At 61.2% G+C, this 18,677-nt stretch carries 17 protein-coding genes; 9 read left to right on the top strand and 8 right to left on the bottom strand.

The window, feature by feature from the left end:
• Positions 1 to 2 precede the first annotated feature (2 nt).
• The 9 genes from ACHZBF_RS15965 (at position 3) to ACHZBF_RS16005 (ending at position 10,969) form a co-directional block, all read left to right on the top strand.
• On the top strand, positions 3 to 3,137 hold the full coding sequence (locus tag ACHZBF_RS15965) for an efflux RND transporter permease subunit (protein WP_321528977.1): 3,135 nt from the start codon (positions 3 to 5) through the stop codon (positions 3,135 to 3,137).
• Positions 3,138 to 3,166: 29 nt separating this feature from the next.
• The gene (locus tag ACHZBF_RS15970; protein WP_335340064.1) at positions 3,167 to 3,547 is read left to right on the top strand and encodes a hypothetical protein; all 381 of its coding nucleotides are present in this window, start codon (positions 3,167 to 3,169) and stop codon (positions 3,545 to 3,547) included.
• Entirely contained in the window at positions 3,548 to 4,705 is a 1,158-nt protein-coding gene (locus ACHZBF_RS15975; RefSeq protein WP_321528978.1) for an MFS transporter, read from the top strand. It begins immediately after the preceding gene.
• Between the two features lie 118 nt (positions 4,706 to 4,823).
• A complete protein-coding gene (locus tag ACHZBF_RS15980) occupies positions 4,824 to 5,618 on the top strand; it encodes an ATPase (RefSeq protein ID WP_394707595.1) in 795 nt (264 codons plus the stop codon).
• Between the two features lie 12 nt (positions 5,619 to 5,630).
• Positions 5,631 to 6,701, top strand: coding sequence for a homoserine O-succinyltransferase MetA (gene metA / locus ACHZBF_RS15985; RefSeq protein WP_288102868.1), 1,071 nt, complete (start codon positions 5,631 to 5,633; stop codon positions 6,699 to 6,701).
• Between the two features lie 195 nt (positions 6,702 to 6,896).
• The gene (locus ACHZBF_RS15990) at positions 6,897 to 9,017 is read left to right on the top strand and encodes a thioredoxin domain-containing protein (protein WP_321528979.1); all 2,121 of its coding nucleotides are present in this window, start codon (positions 6,897 to 6,899) and stop codon (positions 9,015 to 9,017) included.
• A gap of 157 nt (positions 9,018 to 9,174) precedes the next feature.
• Positions 9,175 to 9,720: an RNA polymerase sigma factor gene (locus ACHZBF_RS15995; RefSeq protein WP_321528980.1), complete on the top strand. Its 546-nt coding sequence runs from the start codon at positions 9,175 to 9,177 to the stop codon at positions 9,718 to 9,720.
• Positions 9,717 to 10,436, top strand: coding sequence for a hypothetical protein (locus ACHZBF_RS16000; protein ID WP_321528981.1), 720 nt, complete (start codon positions 9,717 to 9,719; stop codon positions 10,434 to 10,436). The genes ACHZBF_RS15995 and ACHZBF_RS16000 overlap by 4 nt, the downstream gene beginning before the upstream one ends.
• Before the next feature lie 95 nt (positions 10,437 to 10,531).
• Entirely contained in the window at positions 10,532 to 10,969 is a 438-nt protein-coding gene (locus tag ACHZBF_RS16005; protein WP_321528982.1) for a DsrE family protein, read from the top strand.
• Between the two features lie 53 nt (positions 10,970 to 11,022).
• On the opposite strand, the gene ACHZBF_RS16010 is transcribed toward ACHZBF_RS16005, so the two are convergent.
• The 8 genes from ACHZBF_RS16010 to ACHZBF_RS16045 form a co-directional block, all read right to left on the bottom strand.
• Positions 11,023 to 12,066, bottom strand: a complete 1,044-nt coding sequence (locus ACHZBF_RS16010) for an ACP S-malonyltransferase (protein WP_321528983.1) — start codon at positions 12,064 to 12,066, stop codon at positions 11,023 to 11,025.
• Positions 12,063 to 14,285 carry a thiamine pyrophosphate-dependent enzyme gene (locus tag ACHZBF_RS16015; protein WP_321528984.1) on the bottom strand — a complete coding sequence of 741 codons (2,223 nt, stop codon included), beginning with the start codon at positions 14,283 to 14,285 and terminating at the stop codon, positions 12,063 to 12,065. Before ACHZBF_RS16015 ends, ACHZBF_RS16010 begins: the two co-directional genes overlap by 4 nt.
• Before the next feature lie 67 nt (positions 14,286 to 14,352).
• Complete coding sequence (locus tag ACHZBF_RS16020) at positions 14,353 to 14,985, bottom strand: LysE family translocator (RefSeq protein WP_321528985.1); 633 nt, start codon at positions 14,983 to 14,985, stop codon at positions 14,353 to 14,355.
• A 2-nt stretch (positions 14,986 to 14,987) separates the two neighbouring features.
• Positions 14,988 to 15,443, bottom strand: coding sequence for a molybdopterin synthase catalytic subunit MoaE (gene moaE / locus ACHZBF_RS16025; RefSeq protein WP_273440105.1), 456 nt, complete (start codon positions 15,441 to 15,443; stop codon positions 14,988 to 14,990).
• Positions 15,444 to 15,666: 223 nt separating this feature from the next.
• Positions 15,667 to 15,921 carry a molybdopterin converting factor subunit 1 gene (gene moaD, locus ACHZBF_RS16030; RefSeq protein WP_273440107.1) on the bottom strand — a complete coding sequence of 85 codons (255 nt, stop codon included), beginning with the start codon at positions 15,919 to 15,921 and terminating at the stop codon, positions 15,667 to 15,669.
• Positions 15,918 to 17,168 (bottom strand): molybdopterin molybdotransferase MoeA, encoded by a 1,251-nt coding sequence (locus tag ACHZBF_RS16035; RefSeq protein WP_321528986.1) that lies wholly within the window; start codon positions 17,166 to 17,168, stop codon positions 15,918 to 15,920. Before ACHZBF_RS16035 ends, moaD begins: the two co-directional genes overlap by 4 nt.
• 36 nt (positions 17,169 to 17,204) lie before the next feature.
• Complete coding sequence (gene moaB / locus ACHZBF_RS16040; RefSeq protein ID WP_029134713.1) at positions 17,205 to 17,723, bottom strand: molybdenum cofactor biosynthesis protein B; 519 nt, start codon at positions 17,721 to 17,723, stop codon at positions 17,205 to 17,207.
• Between the two features lie 21 nt (positions 17,724 to 17,744).
• Positions 17,745 to 18,677, bottom strand: a complete 933-nt coding sequence (locus ACHZBF_RS16045) for a carbohydrate kinase family protein (RefSeq protein WP_273440109.1) — start codon at positions 18,675 to 18,677, stop codon at positions 17,745 to 17,747.

Here is an 18,677-nt window from a genome sequence, read left to right on the forward strand (position 1 = left end):
CCATGCTGGGACGATTCTTCAGTAATCATGTATTGGCCAACCTGACGTTCGGTCTGGTGCTGGTGGTGGGCTTTCTCTCCTACAACCTGATGCCCCGGGAGCAGGACCCTAGCATCAATTTCAACTGGATCGACATCACCACGGTACTGCCCGGCGCTGCGGCGGCGGATGTGGAAAAGCGCGTCACCGAAGTGCTGGAGAAGAAGATCCGCACCATCTCGGATATCAAGTTCGTCTCCAGCGTCAGCCGCGAGAGCATCTCCAGCATCCTGGTGCGGTTCGAGGACATCAAACCCGAGGTGTTCGACAAGCGGGTGGCGGATCTGCGGCGCGAGGTACAGAACGCGGACGACGAACTGCCGGACAATGCCACCACACCGTTCGTGTTCGAGATCACCACCGCCAACGCCTTCCCCAGCGCCACCCTGGCCATCGTCGGCCCGGCGGACGACGAAAACCTGCGGCGGCAGGCGGAGAACGTGAAGAAGGACCTGGAGCGCATCAAGGGGGTCGATCGCATTCTGGATACTGCGCTGCGCGATCCCGAACTGCAGATCAACTTCTATCCGGAACGCCTGGAAGCCGCCGGCATTACCCCCGGACAGCTGGCGGATACGGTCACCCGCAGCTTCCAGGATCTGGCCGCCGGCAGCGCCCGGGTGAACGACCAGAACTGGCTGGTGCGTATTATCGGCCAGGACAGTGACCCCGGCTACCTGGCCGCCCTGCCGGTGGCAGGTGTCAGCGGCGAGGTACCACTGGGCGATCTGGCACAGGTGGTGCGGGCGCGGGAGAAACAGGACAAGGCGGTGTTCTATCGGGGCCAGCCGGCGGTAATGCTGGCGATCACCAAGAAGGAGAGCGCCAACACCCTCGAACTGGTACAGAAAATCGCCGATTATGCCGCGGAGCGCAACCGCTTCCAGGACAAGACCGGCGTCGAGGTGGTGCTGATCGACGACCAGACCGAGATCACCCGCAACGCCCTCAACATCATGCAGACCAATGCCCTGCTGGGCCTGATCATGGTGCTGTTTGTTGCCTGGCTGTTTCTCGGCGGCCGCATCTCCCTGCTCACCACCATCGGCATCCCGTTCATTCTGGCCGGCACCTTCCTGGTGCTCAACGCACTGGACCAGACCCTCAATGTCAGTGTGCTGCTGGGGGTGGTGATCAGTCTCGGCATGCTGGTGGACGACGCCGTGGTGGTGGTGGAGTCCATCTACTACCGGCTGCAGCGGGGCATGGCGGTACTGCCCGCCACCCTGGAGGCCCTCAAGGAGGTGTTCGCCCCGGTCACCACCGCCGTGCTGACCACCATGGCGGCCTTTCTGCCGTTGATGCTGCTACCCGGCATCCTCGGCAAGTTCATGCTGATCATCCCGCTGGTGGTGACCATCGCGCTGGCGATCAGCCTGATCGAGGCCTACTGGATGCTGCCGGCCCACATGCTCGGGGCCAATGTGCACTTCGAAAACCCCTCGCGGATACAGCGCTGGCGCACCGAGGCGCTGCACTGGATTCGCATCAAATACACCAAGCTGCTGGTGCGTGCGCTGCACTGGCCGAAGATCATCCTGTTCTGTGTGCTGATGATGTTTATCGCCGCCGTTGCGGCAACCGCCAATGGACTGGTCAAGATCGACTTCTTCGCCACCGACCCGATCCGGCTGTTCTACGTCAGCCTGGAGATGCCGGCCGGCACCCCGCTGGAGCTCACCCGCGACAAGGTGCTGCAGGTGGAGCGGAAAATCCGCCAGCACATCCAGCCGGGCGAGACCCGTAATATCCTCAGCTATGCCGGTCAGCTGTTTACCGAGACCGCCCCCTTTTTCGGCGATCACTACGGACAGGTGCTGGTGGCGTTGAATCCGAAGACTGATAACCTGCGCAGCGTGGACGAGATGATCGAGTCCATGCGCGCCGACATCGAGGCCACCGCCGGACCGGACAAGATCTCCTTCCTGCGGCTGGCCGGCGGCCCGCCCACCTCGAAACCGATCCAGGTCAAGGTGCGCGGAGACGACACCGAAACCATCCGTGCAGCAGTGCGGGAACTGAAATCAATCCTGAGGCAGAACCCGGCCATCCGTGATATCACCGATGACGACAGCCAGGGGCAGATGGAACTGGCGCTGCGGGTGAACCAGGACGCCGCCCGTCGCGCCGGCATCAGCCCGGCCGAGGTAACCCGCACCCTGCGTCTGCTGGTGGATGGCGAGATTGTCAGCAAAATGCAGGACCGGGGCGAGGAGCTGGAGGTGCGGGTACGCGCCCTGCCGCGCACCCTCGCCACCATCGGCGAGCCGGGCAACTACACCCTGCCCCTGCCGAACGGCGGGCGGATCGCATTGAAGGAGCTGGTACACAGCACCACCGGACCGAGCAACAACAGCATCCGCCACTACAATTTCCGCCGCACCATAACGGTGGAGGCGGACCTGGACAAGGCCCGGACGGACACGATCACCGCGAACCGGCAGATCCAGGAGGCGTGGGACCTGATCGCTGAGCGCTATCCCAGCATCGACCTGGACTTCTCCGGCGAGCTGGACGATATCCAGGAGAGCCTGGACGCCATTGCGGTACTGTTCCTGTTCGGCGTCGGGCTGATGTATCTGATCCTCGGCACCCAGTTCAAGAGCTATTTCCAGCCGCTGATGATCCTGGCCACCGTTCCCATGGCCTTTACCGGTGTGGTGATCGGACTGGTCATTACCGCCAACCCGTTGAGCCTGTTCACCCTCTACGGCGTGGTGGCCCTGGCCGGTATCGCGGTCAATGCCGCCATCGTACTGATCTCCGCCGCCAACGAGCGACTGGAGCGGGGCATGAGCGTGTTGCACGCCACTCTGTATGCCGCACGCCGCCGGGTGATCCCGATCCTGATCACCTCCATGACCACCATCGCCGGGCTCTTCTCCCTGGCCACCGGACTGGGCGGTGCCTCGCTGATGTGGGGACCGGTCGCCACCGCCATTGTCTGGGGACTGGCCGTATCCACCGTGCTGACCCTGTTCGTCGTGCCGCTGCTCTACCGGCTGTTCATGGGTGCCGGCTGGGTGACCCGGCGACGCCTGGCGGCGATCGAAAAAGTCCGATCCGAACTACAAACCGCCCCCCCGGATCGACTATAATACCCCCTTCACCCGCCGAGGACTGGCGGGTGATCCTGACCGAATCCGCCGGGCTTTATCGATACCTGACCACCATGAGTAATCCGTTTACCGCCGCCTGGAGTGAACAGGGCCACCTGATCTGCCTCGGTCGCTGGGAGATCAGCTACCAGGGCCGCCCCCTGCAGATCCCCGCCCCCCGCAGCGAAGAGGATATGGGCACCTATGGCATTTACTCCTTTCTCTATCCCGACGACCCGGAGTTTGCCGAGGGCCTGGAAGAGGATGACTGGGTGCTGGAGAACATCGACTGGCTCAGCGACCTGTTCATCGCCAACGATATCCCGATCGACGAACAGCACGCCCGCTGGTTTTTCCAGGCGGTCAATGGCAGTGACTGGCGCTGTGGCAGCTGTGGTGGCTGTACCTGAATGAGTGAACGCTCACATCTGCGCCTGCAGCTGGTGGTCTTCACCCTGGTTGCCGCCTCCTTTACCAACATCTATCTGACCCAGCCGGTACTGCCGGTGCTGCAGGCCGAGTTTGCGGCCACCACCCTGCAGGTCTCCTTCACCGTTGCCGCCGTGATTCTCGGTATCGCCCTGGCCAATCTGCCGTTCGGGGTGCTGGCGGACCGCCTGCCGATCCAGCCCATCATCCTCACCGGTGGCATTGCCGTGGCGCTGGGTGGCCTGATCTGCGCCGTGACCGACAACCTCTGGCTTCTGATCGGCGCCCGTTTTCTGCAGGGTCTGTTTATACCCGCCCTGACCACCTGTATCGCCGCCTACCTGGCCAAGACCCTGCCGATCGAGCGGCTCAATGTGGTGATGGGTGCCTATGTCTCGGCCACCGTGGTCGGCGGACTGGGCGGTCGCCTGCTTGGCGGCTGGATCCACCCGCCGCTGCACTGGCGCTACGCCTTTGTCTCTGCCGCCGTGCTGATCCTGGTGGCTACCTTTCTGGCGCTGAAGCAACTGCCGCGGCAGCCGAAGGTGGATAACATCGCCCGTGAACAGCCGCGCTTTCTCAGCCTGCTGCGGCGCTGGGAACTGGTACGCATCTACCTGGCGGCGGCCGGCGGTTTCTTCATCTTTTCATCGGTGTTCAACTACCTGCCATTCCGGCTGGCGGCCGAACCCTTCTCCTTCTCCACCGAGCTGATCACCCTGCTCTACCTGGTCTATGTGATGGGGATCTTCATGGGGCCGCTGTCGGGTCGAATCAGCAACCGCATCGGCAGTGGCAACACCCTGATCGGCGGCACCCTGCTGCTGGGTTCCTCGGTGGCACTGACCCTGCTGCCCTCTATTGTCGCGATCATCCTCGGACTGCTGGGTCTCTGTGCCGGCTTCTTTGCCGTGCACGCCGCCGCCGTCGGCTCCCTGAACCGGCGCCTCACCGGCGGCCAGGGCCGCGCCAACGCCCTCTACGTACTTTTCTACTACGTGGGCGGCTGGATCGGCATCACCGGCAGTGGCTTTGCCTATACCCAGTGGGGCTGGCAGGGGGTGATCCTGATCTGTCTGCTGCTGCTGATACTCCCTTTTATGGCCGGATTAGGAGAGCGCAGGGACGTCCGGCGCTGATTTCGGTTATATTAAGCCGCCTGAAGATCACCAACACTTATAGAGAAGGCTGCAAGTCGTGAAGTTGAGTCTGCAACAGTTCCGCGCCTGGAAGAACAAGAGCATCACCCTGCTGGGCATGTCCGGCGTGGGCAAGACCCACCTCTCCAAGACCATGCGCCGCTATAACTGGTTTCACTACTCCGGCGACTACCGCATCGGCACCCGTTATCTGGATGAAACGATCCTCGACAGCATCAAGCAGGAGGCGATGCGGATACCCTTCCTGAAGGAGCTGTTGCGCAAGGACTGGATCTATATTCGCAACAACATCAAGGTAGACGACCTGGGGCCGGTGCTCTCTTATGTCGGCAAGCTGGGGAATCCGGAACTGGGTGGAGTGCCGCTGGGCGCGTTCCAACAGCGCCAGGCGTTGTATCGCCAGGCCGAGATCAACGCCATGCGGGATGTCCCCGAATTCATCCGCAAGGCGCGGGAGATTTACGGCTACCAGCACTTCGTCAATGATGTGGGTGGCAGCCTCTGCGACATGGAGGAGCCCGGCATTATCGAGCTGCTGGCGGAGCACAGTCTGATCCTCTATATCCAGGCCACCGGGGAGGATGAAGAGGCGGAGCTGATCCGGCGCGCCCAGGATGATCCCAAGCCACTCTATTTCCGCCCCGCGTTCCTGCAGCGGCAGGTGCAGACCTATCTCCAGGAACGGGGACTGCAGTATGCGGCACAGATGGACCCGGACGATTTCACCCGCTGGGTTTTCCCGCACCTGTTCCACTCCCGCATCCCGCACTATGAGGCGATTGCCCGCCCCCTCGGCTACACCGTCACCTCCCTGGAGGTGAACCAGGTACGGGATGAGGCCGATTTCCTGGCCCTGCTGGAGCTGGCCATTTCACGTAAACAATGGGACTGACCCGGAGCCGTCATGCCACTGGTATCACACAACAATCTGCCCACCTTTGAGCGTCTGAGAAAATCCGGCCAGACCGTACTGGAGCCGGACCGGGCGCAACATCAGGATATCCGCGAGCTGCACATCGGCCTGCTGAACATGATGCCGGATGGCGCCCTGGAGCCCACCGAGCGACAATTCTTCCAGCTGATCGGCGAGAGCAATCCGATCGCCCAGTTCTATGTACACCCCTTTACCCTGGACGAGCTGCCCCGGGGGGAAAAGGCCCGCAAACATATTGACCAGTACTATGAGCCACTGGAGAAGATCCAGGCGGACGGCCTGGATGCCCTGATCATTACCGGTGCCACGCCGGTCCATCCCAACCTCGCCGATGAGCCGTTCTGGGAGCCGCTGGAGCGGGTGGTGGAGTGGGCCTATGAAAATGTCACCTCAACCCTCTGCTCCTGCCTGGCTACCCACGCGGTGCTGGAGGCGCGCCACGCCACCAAACGCAAACCCCTGGGATTCAAGCGCTGGGGGGTCTTCCCGCACCGGGTAATGGATCGGGTCCATCCGCTGGTGAACGACGTCAATACCCGCTTTGACGTACCCCACTCCCGTTTCAACGAGATATCACGCCAGCAGTTTGAAGATGCCGGCCTACACATCCTGGCCGAGAGTGAAGTAGCCGGAGTACATCTGGCGGTCAGCAAGGACGGCTTCCGCATGGTCTATTTCCAGGGGCATCCGGAGTACGAAACCATCAGCCTGCTCAAGGAGTACAAACGCGAGGTGCTGCTGTTTGCGGCCGGCAAACGAAAAAGCTACCCCCCGTTTCCGGACAACTACTTCATGCCACGGGTACAGGCTATTTTCAATGAGTATCAGCTCTATCTGGAACGCGCCCTGCTGGATGGCACCGAGCCCCCGGAGTTCCCGGAACCGCTGATCGCGGCGGATCTGGACAACACCTGGCACGATACCGCCGAGGGAATTGTGGGCAACTGGATGGGCCTGGTCTACCAGATCACCCACAGCGACCGGCGACTGCCGTTTATGGATGGTATCAACCCGGACAATCCGCTCAATCTGAAGTGGTAGGTAATGGGTAACTGATTGGCTTCAGGCGGCCGGATATAACCACACCCCACACCGGGACATGCCCGCATCCCGGGCAATTCCATCGGGAATTGCCCGTTGATGCAGCTATAGTTTCTGTCATGATCCCTGAAAACATTCGCGAATGTTTCAGCCAAACCCGCCATCTGCGCAAAACAGAGCACTACAGGAAATCACATGCCTGCAAACCGTCTGAGCGATTGCACCAGCCCCTATCTGCAACAACATGCCGACAACCCGGTGGAGTGGTATCCCTGGGGCGAGGAGGCACTGAAAAAAGCCCGCCAGGAGGACAAACCGATCCTGCTCTCCATCGGCTACTCCGCCTGCCACTGGTGCCATGTGATGGCCCATGAATCCTTTGAGGACGATGCCACCGCCGAGGTGATGAACCGGCTGTTCGTCAACATCAAGGTGGACCGGGAGGAGCGGCCCGACCTGGACCGGGTCTATCAGTCAGCCCATCAATTGCTGGCCCAGCGTCCCGGCGGCTGGCCGCTCACGGTATTCCTGACCCCGGATGACCAGACACCATTCTTTGCCGGCACTTACTTCCCGCGGGAGCCGCGCCAGGGCATGCCGTCGTTCAGCGAGATCCTGCACAACATCGCCAACGCCTATCATCAACAACGGGAAGACATCCAGGCACAGAACAAGGCACTGATCCGCGCCATCAATCAACTCGATCCGATTGCTCCCGGCAAGGCCGTGCCACTCGATTCGGCACCACTGGAGACCGCCCGCCAGCAGTTGGCGAGCAGTTTTGACGAGAGCTACGGCGGCTTTGGCAGCGCACCGAAGTTTCCCCACCCCAGCAGCCTGGAGCAGTTGCTCAGGCACTGGGCGGCCACCGGCACCAGCGATCCCCGCTCTCTCTACATGGTGGACTTCACCCTGACCCGAATGGCACTCGGCGGCATCAACGACCAGCTCGCCGGCGGTTTCTGCCGCTACTCGGTGGACAGCCGATGGATGATCCCCCACTTCGAGAAGATGCTGTATGACAACGGGCCACTGCTCAGCCTCTATACCGACCTCTGGCAGGCCACCGGCAAACCGCTATTCCGGGAGACGGCGCTGAACACCGCCCGCTGGGTGATGACCGAGATGCAATCCCCCGAGGGGGGCTTCTACTCCTCCCTGGACGCCGACAGCGAGGGCCATGAAGGACGCTTCTACGCCTGGGACCGGAGCGAAATCAAGCAGCTGCTGAGTGAGGATGAATACCGTCATTTCAGCCGCTATTACGGCCTGGACCAGGAGCCTAATTTTGAAGGCCTGTGGCATCTGCACGGCTATACCGATGTCGCCACCTTGAACAGCGAACTGGGCAGCAGCTCGGAGCAGGCGCGGCAGCTACTGGAGCAGGCGCGCCAGAAACTGCTCAAACAGCGGGAAAAACGGGTACGCCCCGGGCGTGACGAGAAGATCCTCACCACCTGGAACGCCCTGATGATCAAAGGGCTGGCACGGGCCGGACGGCTGCTGGACGAGCCGACGCTGATCAACTCGGCCCGCCGGGCGGTGGAATTCATTCAGCAGCAGTTGTGGCGCGACCGGCACCTGCTGGTCTCCTGCAAGGATGGCCAGGCCAATCTGAACGGTTATCTGGATGATTACGCCAACCTGATCGACGCCCTGCTGGAGCTGTTGCAGGCTCAGTGGGACAGCCGGCTGCTGGCATTCGCCACCGAACTTACCGATATCATGCTGGAGCGGTTTGAAGACAAGCAACAAGGTGGCTTCTTCTTCACCTCTAATGACCATGAGACGCTGATCTACCGTCCCAAGCCATTTGGCGATGAATCGATTCCGGCCGGCAACGGTGTTGCCGCGTCCGTGTTGACCCGTCTCGGCCACCTGCTGGGCGAGACGCATTACCTGCATGCAGCCGAGCGCACCCTGCACTGCACCTGGGAGCACCTGAAACAGATCCCCCACGCCTACTGCACCATGCTCAAGGCGCTGGATGAGCTGATCAACCCCACCGAGGTGATTATCCTGCGCGGCGATGAGGCGGCCTTGCAACCCTGGTTCAAGCGGGCGAATCAGCACTATGCCCCACGCCGGATCAGCTTCGCCATACCCAGCTCGGCCAGCGATCTGCCGGAGGCACTGGGCATCAAGTCGGCGGGCGACGGCTGCATCGCCTATCTCTGTCACGGCTCCCACTGCGAGGCACCGATCCACGACTTCGAAGCATTCGAGCGCGCGCTGGCCCGCGGTGAAGCGGCCGCGGGCGACGGGAGTCAGCAGTTCGATGGCGCCGTTGGCTCGTTCAAGCGGTTCCGGGAGTAGCCCTCGGGCGCGGGCCCGTAGCAACGCACAGGTTATGCCAACAATCTCCGCCTCAATGGCCGGCAACTGTTGGGATTTTCAGCGTCCTGAAAAACATGGAATAAATCCACCGGCTACCGCGTCCTACCCACAATGGCGAAAAAAAGGACCAGGCTTCATGTTCACCACATGGCGTACAGCGAGTAAAAACCGACAGCGCCTGGCGGCACTGAGTCCCCGGCTCCGGCGGCTGGCGCTGGCCTGGTGCGGTGAGCAGAGCCTGGCGGAAGATCTGTCACAGGAAGCGCTGGCCCGGGCCCTCTCCCGACTGGATACACTCAAGGATGACAAGGCGCTGGAGGGGTGGGTCTTTTCCATACTGGCCAACTGTTTCCGGGATCACTGCCGACGTCATAAACCGGCCGATCAATTCGAAGAGTGTATCGATCAATCCCTTTCCAGCGCCGATGAACAGCTGGCGCAACAACAGACCACCAACCAGGTACGACAGGCCATCGGCCGGCTGACGCCGGATCAGCGCGAGGTGCTGATGCTGGTTGATCTGGAGGCCTGCAGCTATACCGAAGTGGCCGATATTCTGGACATCCCGGTCGGCACCGTAATGAGCCGACTAAGCCGAGCCAGGCAGAACCTGAAACAACTGATAACGCCTGCCCACGGCAATAAGCCCGGCAACCGGCCATTCCTGGAGCGTGTGAAATGAGTGAACTTCACTTCAGTGATGAACAGCTGAATGCCTTTATTGATCATGAGCTGTCCCAGGCCGAGCAGCTTGAGATACTGCAGGCTGCGGCTGACTCAGATCCCCTGCGCAGCCGTCTCGTACAGCTGCAGTACCTGAAGGCACTCACCCGTGCAGCCTACCCACTCACCGGGCAGCCATCCCGCCAGCAGACCCGTGCCTGGACCGGCGGGGGCTTCACCCGCTACCTGGCAGCGGCAGCAATGGGCGCGCTCTCCCTGTTTGCCGTTCACAGCATGACCGACCAGGCACCCTCCGGGGCGACATCGGCACAGAAACCACTGGCCTCGCTGGACCGGATGCAGCAAACCCAGACCCGGGTGGTATTCCATATCAGCAGTGACAACCGGGATGATGCCGCCCTGCTGCTGGACCAGGTGGAGCTGGTACTGAAGGAGCATCGTGCCAGCGGCAGACCGCTGCGTCTCGAGGTAGTGGCCAATAACCAGGGATTGCGTCTGATGCAACGGAATCGTTCGCCCTTCCCTGAGCGTATCCGCCAACTGAGTGAGACCTACCCGAACCTGGTCTTTGCGGCCTGCGGCAGCACCCTGGAACGCCTGACCAAAGCGACCGGTGAGCAGATCCAGATACTGCCCGAGGCGGTGATCATCCGCTCCGGGGTCGCCTATATCACCCGGCGCCAGCAGACCGGCTGGGCCTATATCAAGGTCTGAACAGTGAATCAGATCCTTGCAACCCATCTGCAACAAAGCGGCCGATATCAAAAAAAACCGCTGCTGCAGGCATCAAACCAAAGAGAGGATAATCAATGAAAACAATCAACCACAGCCTGATGGCCCTGCTGCTGTTTTTCGGCCTGTTCACCGGACAGACCCTGCTGGCGGCAGAAGGCGCCCCGCACAAGGTAGTAATCCAGGTCAGTACCGATGACCCCCGCACCCAGACCATTGCCCTGAACAACGCCGTCAATCTGCAGAAGGCGCTGGGCCAGGATAATGTGCAGATCGAGATCGTCGCCTACGGACCCGGTCTCGGCATGCTCACCAGCAACTCCAAGGAGGGCCAGCGGATTACCAGCCTGGCCATGCAGGATATCCAGTTCAGTGCCTGCGGCAACACCATGAAAGGGATAGAAAAGAAGACCGGTAAAATGCCGGCATTGCTGGAAGGTGTCACTGTGGTGGAGGCCGGCGTGCTGCGGCTGATGGAACTGCAGGAGCGGGGCTACGCCTATGTAAGGCCCTGATAGTCAGACCGGCTGTTTGCCCCGCTTATGCGGGGCATTGACAAGAAGGCCTTTCATCCTTGGCGCACCACCCGTGACCTTTGATCCTCCTGACCCATCGCCAGCAGGAAAGGATCATCCGCCTGGCGCCGCTTGAATCCCGGCTTGTCCTCCAGCCCCAGCCAGCGGTGCCTTATCAACGCCTGACCGACGGGCGCTCCCAGGCTGCTGCCCGGTCCAAGCAGGATCAGCCGGTCCGGGGCAAACTCCTTGATCGCCACCTCGACCGCGGCAGAGAAATCAAACGGGGCCACCACCTGATGGCCCAGAGTGTATTCATACAGTGCCAGGGTATCGGTCGCCAGGGGTTGCCAGATATGCCCCCGGCCGTCGATCAGGGGCAACCCGGGCCGCCCAAACAGATCGGGGGACAACAGCTCCCGAGCCTTTTGCGCTACCGACTGGAGCAACGGGGTATGGAAGGCCGCGTGCTTGGCCAGCAGCATGGGATAGCGATCATCGATGGGCGGCAGGGAGCTCTTGAGCGCGTCGATAGCCGCCGTATTGGCACCGATCACCCAGAGTCCTCCCAGATCAATGGAGAGATAGGCCTGGCGGCCGGGTAGCCGGTTGACCCGTTCCATCTGCGCGGCAAGGTTCGCTTTAGCCGCGGAATCAGGTCGCCAGTTTTCATCCACCACCGGATAGACCAGTTGCCCGCCGATCAGGCCATCCCGCATCATCGATCCCATGGTGTTGACCAGGGCGATGGCCGCCTGTTGGTCGAGCGCGCCGGCCGCCGCCAGGGCCAGATACCAACCCATGGAGTTACCGGTAACCGCGACGATCTCGTAATGTTCCCGGTCAATATCGGTAAAATCGGCCAGGGCACAGGCATAGATCAGCGCCGAGGCGTTCTCACCGGCGCCATGCTGACTGGGCGAATAGCGGGAGAGCCCATCCAGCTCTGTAATCGCTACCTGCCCACACAGCCGGCGATACCGGTCAATCCCCGCGAGGAACGCCGACTTATCCGCATGATACCTCGCCAGATAACCCAGCTCTTCCCGGTTGTAGCTGCCACGCCCCGGGCAGATCACCACGGCAGTCTGTTTCATATCGGCGCCCCGTCGATCAGCGCACGTGCGGCCTTGATGATCTGCTGTTTATCCGGCAACACCAGATGGGCCGCCTCGGCCAGCGGGATAAAACTGTCCTCGGCAGTCACCCGGGCGATCCGGTGCCGTCCCGGTGCGCGCTCGGTCAACAGGGTGACAACAGCCTCACTGATGGAGCCGGTGCGACGACACTCATCCACCACCAGCACCCGCCTGCAGGGCGCAACCATCTCGATTAACGCCGCCTCGTCCAGCGGTGCCAGCCAGCGCAGATCGATCACCCGCAGGTCAATCCCGTGGCCCTGGGTCAGCTCATGGGCCGCCTGTCGGGAGAGATAGTAGCCGTTGCCATAACTGATGATACAGAGATCAGTGCCATTGCCATGGCAGCCAAACTCACCCACGGCTATCGGCATCCCTTCGCCGGGCGCTGCATACTCGGCGGTCCAGCGCTCATCACCGGACTGGTACAGATCCCGGGTCATGTAGAGGGCTATCGGCTCGATGAAGATCACCACGCGGCGCTGCTCCCGCGCCAGTGCCACGCAGCTGCGCAGCATCTGCACCGCGTCCGCGCCGTTCGAAGGGCAGGCAATCACCAGGCCGGGAATATCCCGGAACAGCGCCAGCGAGTTGTCATTATGGAAGTGACCGCCAAATCCCTTTTGGTAGGCCAGGCCGGCGATCCGTACCACCATCGGATTACTGAACTGGCCGTTGGAAAAGAATGAGAGAGTCGCCGCCTCACCGCGAATCTGATCCTCGGCATTGTGCACATAGGCGAGAAACTGGATCTCCGGTATCGGCAGATAACCGAGCTGGCCCAGGCCGATGGCCAGCCCGAGGATGCTCTGCTCGTCCAGCAGGGTATTGATCACCCGGTGCGGACCAAACTTCTCCAGCAGTCCGGTAGTGACGCTGTAGACGCCCCCCTTCCTGCCCACATCCTCACCACACACCACGCTGTTGCGGTACTGGAGCAGAATATCGGCCAGCGCCAGATTGATCAGCCGCGCCATATTCTGCGGCTTGTGCAACTGGCGCCGCTCCTGGCCCAGCATTGCCTCGCGGGCGGCGCTATCGGCCGGCGGGGCCGGGGGGAATGTCCGGTGTGGCGGCGCAATCGGCGCCATCACCTCGGCGGCACTCCGCAGCTTGGGCCGCAAGATTGCATGTTCGGCGATACGGGCCACCCGTTGCGCAATCTGTGCGTTTAATCCACAGATCTCATCGGCACCGAGGATGCCCTGCTCCAGCAGGATACGCGCCGAGTGCAGCAGCGGGTCCTGCCGCTCATCCGCCTCCACTTGTTGCAGTGTGCGATAACCTGTTTCGGTATCCGAGCCGGCATGCCCCAGCAGACGAATCACCCGCATATGCAGAAACACCGGCTTGCGGAAACGGCGCGCATAATCCACCGCTGCCCGCACACCCCGGGCGGTATCCAGCAGATCGGTACCGTCACAATAGAGATAGTGCAGACCGGCACGGCCGCAAAAGCTGGCGTGAATCCAACCCCTGGGGGTGCTGGTGGAGATACCGATACCATTGTCTTCACAGACAAACACGATCGGCATGGGTGAGTTTTGGTAGGCCGCCCAGCCCGCCGCGTTGATCGCCCCCTGGGCGGTGGAGTGATTGGCCGAGGCATCTCCGAAGTTGCACAGAATGACACTGTCCCTCGGTAGGGCCGGACCGTCCGGTTCCAGTACCCGCGCCAGACCCAGGGCATGGGCCGCTCCCATCGCCTTGGGCAGATGGGAGGCGATGGTGCTGGTCTGGGGTGGCACCAGCAGGGTCTTGCTGCCCAGCACCTTGTGTCGTCCGCCGGAGATCGGGTCTTCCCGCGAAGCGGCAAAGGAGAGCAGCATGTCATACAGCGGTGTCTCACCGGGCCGCTGTTTGCTGCGCTGGATCAGCAGGGCACCACTGCGGTAATGCAGAAACGCCATGTCGGTAATACGGAACAGTTTGCCGAGTACCGCATTGCCCTCATGGCCGGCACTGCCGATGGTATAGAAGCTCTCATTTCTGGCACGCAGCCGGCGTGACTGGTAATCAAGATGCCGGCTCATCAGCTGGCTCTCGAACAGGTCCACCAGATCCGTTGGCGTCAATCCAACATCGACAGGCTGCAGAGCCGCCACCGGTTCAGGCAGATCTCCCCGCAGCACAGCCCCGGGGAATTGGGACTCCAGGAGTTCGGCTCGACTCTTCATTGTTCAACCGGCATGGAATCTACACTTCCCGTTGGTATGAATCCTGGTTGGGATTCCACTTCCATCATCAACCCAATGCCAGCCAGAGTCCCACCCCCATCATCAGGGTGCCCGCCAGCCGGTTGAGCAGGCGCACGTTGCCACGTTGCTGCAAAAACAGGCTCAGGGTCCGGCCGCCACTGGCATAGAGCACCAGACAGCCGAACTCAATCAACAGGATCAGACCCAACAACAGGGTGAGCTGGGGAAGCATTGGCTGCTGATCATTGATAAAGGGCGGCAGCAGGGAGATAAAGAAAGCCCAGCCCTTGGGATTGGCAACCGCCGTCACGAACCCCTGCATCGCCAGAGCCATCCCGGTGGCGCTGTCATGCCGGGGACAATCAAGATCAATCGACAGCTTGCCGCGGGAACGCCACATCTGGATACCGAGATAGATCAGATAGGCGCCGCCGACATATTTGAACAACTCAAACAACATCGGGTAGCGCAACATCAGGGTGGCCACACCGATGACCGCCGCGGCGGCCACCAGGCCCACACCGAGCAGTTCACCCGCCATCATCCAGAATGTCCGCCGGACGCCGATGGTCATGCCCAGGGTCATGGAGAGGGTCATACACATGCCCGGTGTCACCGAGACAAAAAAGAAAGTGGGTATAAAAACACCCAGCAGGGTGGGGTTCAGGACCGAACTCATCGTTATCGCCGCCAGCGCTGCTCCGCCTGATCATCGGTGTGGCGTGCATCGACCCAGCGATCACCCTCCGGTGTCTGCTCCTTCTTCCAGAACGGGGCGCGGGTCTTGAGATAATCGATGACAAATTCACAAGCCTGGAACGCCTCGCCGCGATGGGCGCTGGCGACCGCCACCAGCACAATCGGATCCAGCGGCTGCAGCGGACCAACCCGATGAACCACCCGGATACCCATCAGTTGCCAGCGCTCATTGGCCTCATCGACGATCGCCTGCAGCGCCTTCTCGGTCATGCCGGGGTAGTGCTCCAGGGTCATGGTGGTGACCCGGTCACCCTCGTTGATATCGCGCATCTGCCCCAGAAAGGTGACCAGGGCGCCGATGGCCGGGTTCTCCCGGCGCAACTCTTCCTGGATTGCGGCGAGATCAAAAGGTTCGGTCTGGATTTTAATTTGATTCATGGCGTAGTACCGTGTGGGTATAAGCTGAGTGATCGATACCCGTAGGATGGGCAAAGCCATCCTCTGTTGTAGCTCCCGGTTCAGGTCTTGCACCGGTATCCAGATAATTGAAGCGTTGCGTGCCCATCATTCACGGGATTTGATGGGCACGCAAGCTTTGCCCATTCTACGGAGCTGTCAATCAACGGCCACGCCCAACCACCCCCTCAAAAAGAGAGTATATCTAACCGCCGGTAACTGGGGGAAAGAAGGCCACTTCGTCACCCTCCTTCACCGACGTCTCCAGATCGCACATCTCCTGGTTGACCGCCACCAGCACGGTCTGATCATCGGCAAACAGCTCACCCCAAATGCCACCACGTGCCTGCAACAGTTCAATAATGGCGGCAACCGAATCCAGTTCCGGACTAAAGTCCAGCGTCTCGGAACCGGTCTGCAGGGCCTCGCGCAGGCGGGCGAAAAAGAGAAGTTTGATCATTTGAGTAACTCACTGAAAGGCAGGAATTTCACCATTTCCCCACGGGCCAGGGTCTGCAGTTCCGGCAGAATCGCCAGACCATTGGCCCAGGTAAGGGAGTTGAGCACGCCGGAGGAGCGACTGGAATAGAGGCTAACCTGCGCCTGTCCCTGGGCATCCAGATTCAGCTGGGCTCGGGCAAACTCACGCCGCTTCTCCGCTTTCGGCCAGTCGAAATCGGCCCTGGCCAGGATCGGTGTCGGTGTCAGCTCCGTATCCCTGACGCCCTGTTGCTTAAGGATAAAGGGGCGGGCAAACAGACAGAAGGTGACAAACAGGGAGACCGGGTTGCCGGGGGTGCCGATGAAGGGAGTACCGTCGATATGGCCAAACGCCAGCGGCTTGCCCGGCCGGATGGCGATCTTCCACAGATCCAGCGAGCCGAGCGCCTCTACCGCCGGCTTCAGGTGATCCTCTTCACCCACCGACACGCCACCGGAGGTCATCACCAGGTCCGCCTGCGCGGCAGCGGCACTGAGCGCGTCGCAGGTCGCTTCAAAGGTATCTTCCACAATGCCCAGGCTGACGATTTCGCACCCCAGCGACTGCAGCAGCGCCTGCAGGGTGTACTCGTTGGAGTTGTAAATCTGTCCCGGACCCAGCGGCTTGCCGGGGTTGATCAGCTCATCACCCGAGGAGAACAGCGCCACCTTGAGCCGGCGGTAGACCACCAGTTCGCCGGCACCGACCGACGCGGCCAGTCCCAGATGCTGGGCACCGAGGCGGGTACCCGCCTGCAGCACTTCCTGTCCGATGCGGGTGTCTTCGCCCGCGTAGCGGATGTTGGCACCCGGCTCCGGCAGTTCGTTAATGGTGACCTGCTCGCCCTCCTGGACACACACCTCCTGAATGACCACGGCATCGGCATCGGGGGGCACCGGGGCACCGGTAAATATACGCGCAGCGGTACCGGCGGCCAGGGGTTGTGGCGCGGCACCGGCCGGAATGCGCTGGGATATGGCCAGGGTGGAGGGCGCGCTTTTCAGGTCAGCCCGGTTCACCGCATAACCGTCCATCGCACTGTTATCCCAGGGTGGCATATTGATCTTACTCACCACCGGTTCAGCCAGGACGCGGCCATTGGCCTCGGCCAGGGACACCAGCTCATGCTCGCTGACCGCCTTGGCGTGGGCGAGCAACAGGGCCAACGCCTCCTCAAGCGGCTTCATGCTGGGTTCGGTTACGGAAGAACAACCACAATCACTCATTGGTCTCTACTCTTGGGTTTTATTGCTGAGCGGCTCTCAGGCACGAAACATCTGGGCAAAATTGCACGGCCGCGTGCGGTGGTCCAGTTGGGGATTGAGGATCTTCTCCCAGCCGGTGCGGCAGGCCCCGGTTGATCCGGGCAGACAGAAAACCAGGGTCTGGTTGGTCAGCCCGGCAATCGCCCGGGACTGGATTGCCGAGGCGCCGATCTCCTCCAGCGACACATGGCGGAACAGCTCACCGAAACCTTCGATCGACTTCTCCAGCAGCGGCAATACCGCCTCCGGTGTACTGTCACGACCGGTGATGCCGGTCCCGCCGGTGCTGATCACCACATGGACTTCGGGATCGGCTATCCAGCGCGAAAAGATCGCCCGCATCTGGTAAACATCGTCCTTCACGATCGCCTTTTCGACCACCTGATGGCCGGCGGCCTCGGCGCCCTCCTTGAGGATCTTGCCGGACTTGTCGGTCTCTTCCGTGCGGGTATCCGAGATGGTCAGTACCGCAATATTCAGGGGCACAAAACCCGATTCGTCATAATGTCCTGTCATGGTCTACTCTCAAGGCCTGGATCAGAAGGTGTAACCAAAGGCGATCTTAAAGCACTGGGCGAACTCGTCGCACTGGAAGCGATGGTTTTGCGGCCCCGCCTCCTCGATCTTGATGCCGCCCATCAGGGAGGCGATACGACCGGTGGTTTCCCAGTCCATGTCGTTCATCAAACCATACAACAGGCCGGCCCGATAAGCATCACCACAACCTGTAGGGTCAACGATATTGGCTACCGGCGCGACGGGAATCTCGTACAGCTGATCCCGGGTATAGATCAGTGAACCCTGTCCACCGCGGGTAATCACCACGGCTTCCACCTGTTCTGTCATCTGCTCAGGCGTCATGCCCGTGCGCTCCTCCATGAGCTTGGCCTCGTAATCATTGAAGGCGAGCCAGGTGGCCTGCTCGACAAACCGCTTCAGCTCCTCGCCGCCAAACATCGGCAGGCCCTGACCCGGATCGAAAATGAACGGGATGCCCTGTTCGACAAACTGCTGGGCATGTTCAATCATGCCCTGCCGGCCATCCGGGGAGATAATACCGATTGTGCAGCCGTTCGCCTGCTCGACCCGGTTGAGATGGGAATGATTCATGGCCCCTGGATGGAAGGCGTTGATCTGATTGTCATCCTGATCGGTGGTGATATAGGCCTGCGCGGTATAGCTATCCTCAATCACCTTGATATGGTCCCGGCTGACGCCGATCTCATCCATCCAGTTGGCGTAGGCGCCAAAGTCGGCACCAACGGTCGCCATCGGTTTTCCGTCACCACCCAGCAACTTCAAATTATAGGCGATGTTCCCGGCACAGCCACCGAACTCACGGCGCAACTCCGGTACCAGAAAGGAGACGTTGAGAATATGCACCTGCTCCGGCAGGATGTGGTTCTTAAACTGGTCCTGAAAGACCATGATGGTATCAAAGGCCATAGAGCCACAAATCAGTGCAGACAT

Source organism: Sedimenticola selenatireducens (assembly GCF_963675335.2).
In the GTDB taxonomy this organism is placed as follows: Bacteria; Pseudomonadota; Gammaproteobacteria; order Chromatiales; family Chromatiaceae; genus Sedimenticola; species Sedimenticola selenatireducens.

Coding starts and splice junctions, on each gene's coding strand:
- ACHZBF_RS15965 (WP_321528977.1), top strand. CDS start 3: ATGCTGGGACGATTCTTCAGTAATCATGTATTGGCCAACCTGACGTTC.
- ACHZBF_RS15975 (WP_321528978.1), top strand. CDS start 3,548: ATGAGTGAACGCTCACATCTGCGCCTGCAGCTGGTGGTCTTCACCCTG.
- ACHZBF_RS15980 (WP_394707595.1), top strand. CDS start 4,824: ATGTCCGGCGTGGGCAAGACCCACCTCTCCAAGACCATGCGCCGCTAT.
- metA (WP_288102868.1), top strand. CDS start 5,631: ATGCCACTGGTATCACACAACAATCTGCCCACCTTTGAGCGTCTGAGA.
- ACHZBF_RS15990 (WP_321528979.1), top strand. CDS start 6,897: ATGCCTGCAAACCGTCTGAGCGATTGCACCAGCCCCTATCTGCAACAA.
- ACHZBF_RS15995 (WP_321528980.1), top strand. CDS start 9,175: ATGTTCACCACATGGCGTACAGCGAGTAAAAACCGACAGCGCCTGGCG.
- ACHZBF_RS16000 (WP_321528981.1), top strand. CDS start 9,717: ATGAGTGAACTTCACTTCAGTGATGAACAGCTGAATGCCTTTATTGAT.
- ACHZBF_RS16005 (WP_321528982.1), top strand. CDS start 10,532: ATGAAAACAATCAACCACAGCCTGATGGCCCTGCTGCTGTTTTTCGGC.
- ACHZBF_RS16010 (WP_321528983.1), bottom strand. CDS start 12,066: ATGAAACAGACTGCCGTGGTGATCTGCCCGGGGCGTGGCAGCTACAAC.
- ACHZBF_RS16015 (WP_321528984.1), bottom strand. CDS start 14,285: ATGAAGAGTCGAGCCGAACTCCTGGAGTCCCAATTCCCCGGGGCTGTG.
- ACHZBF_RS16020 (WP_321528985.1), bottom strand. CDS start 14,985: ATGAGTTCGGTCCTGAACCCCACCCTGCTGGGTGTTTTTATACCCACT.
- moaE (WP_273440105.1), bottom strand. CDS start 15,443: ATGAATCAAATTAAAATCCAGACCGAACCTTTTGATCTCGCCGCAATC.
- moaD (WP_273440107.1), bottom strand. CDS start 15,921: ATGATCAAACTTCTCTTTTTCGCCCGCCTGCGCGAGGCCCTGCAGACC.
- ACHZBF_RS16035 (WP_321528986.1), bottom strand. CDS start 17,168: ATGAGTGATTGTGGTTGTTCTTCCGTAACCGAACCCAGCATGAAGCCG.
- moaB (WP_029134713.1), bottom strand. CDS start 17,723: ATGACAGGACATTATGACGAATCGGGTTTTGTGCCCCTGAATATTGCG.
- ACHZBF_RS16045 (WP_273440109.1), bottom strand. CDS start 18,677: ATGTCTGCACTGATTTGTGGCTCTATGGCCTTTGATACCATCATGGTC.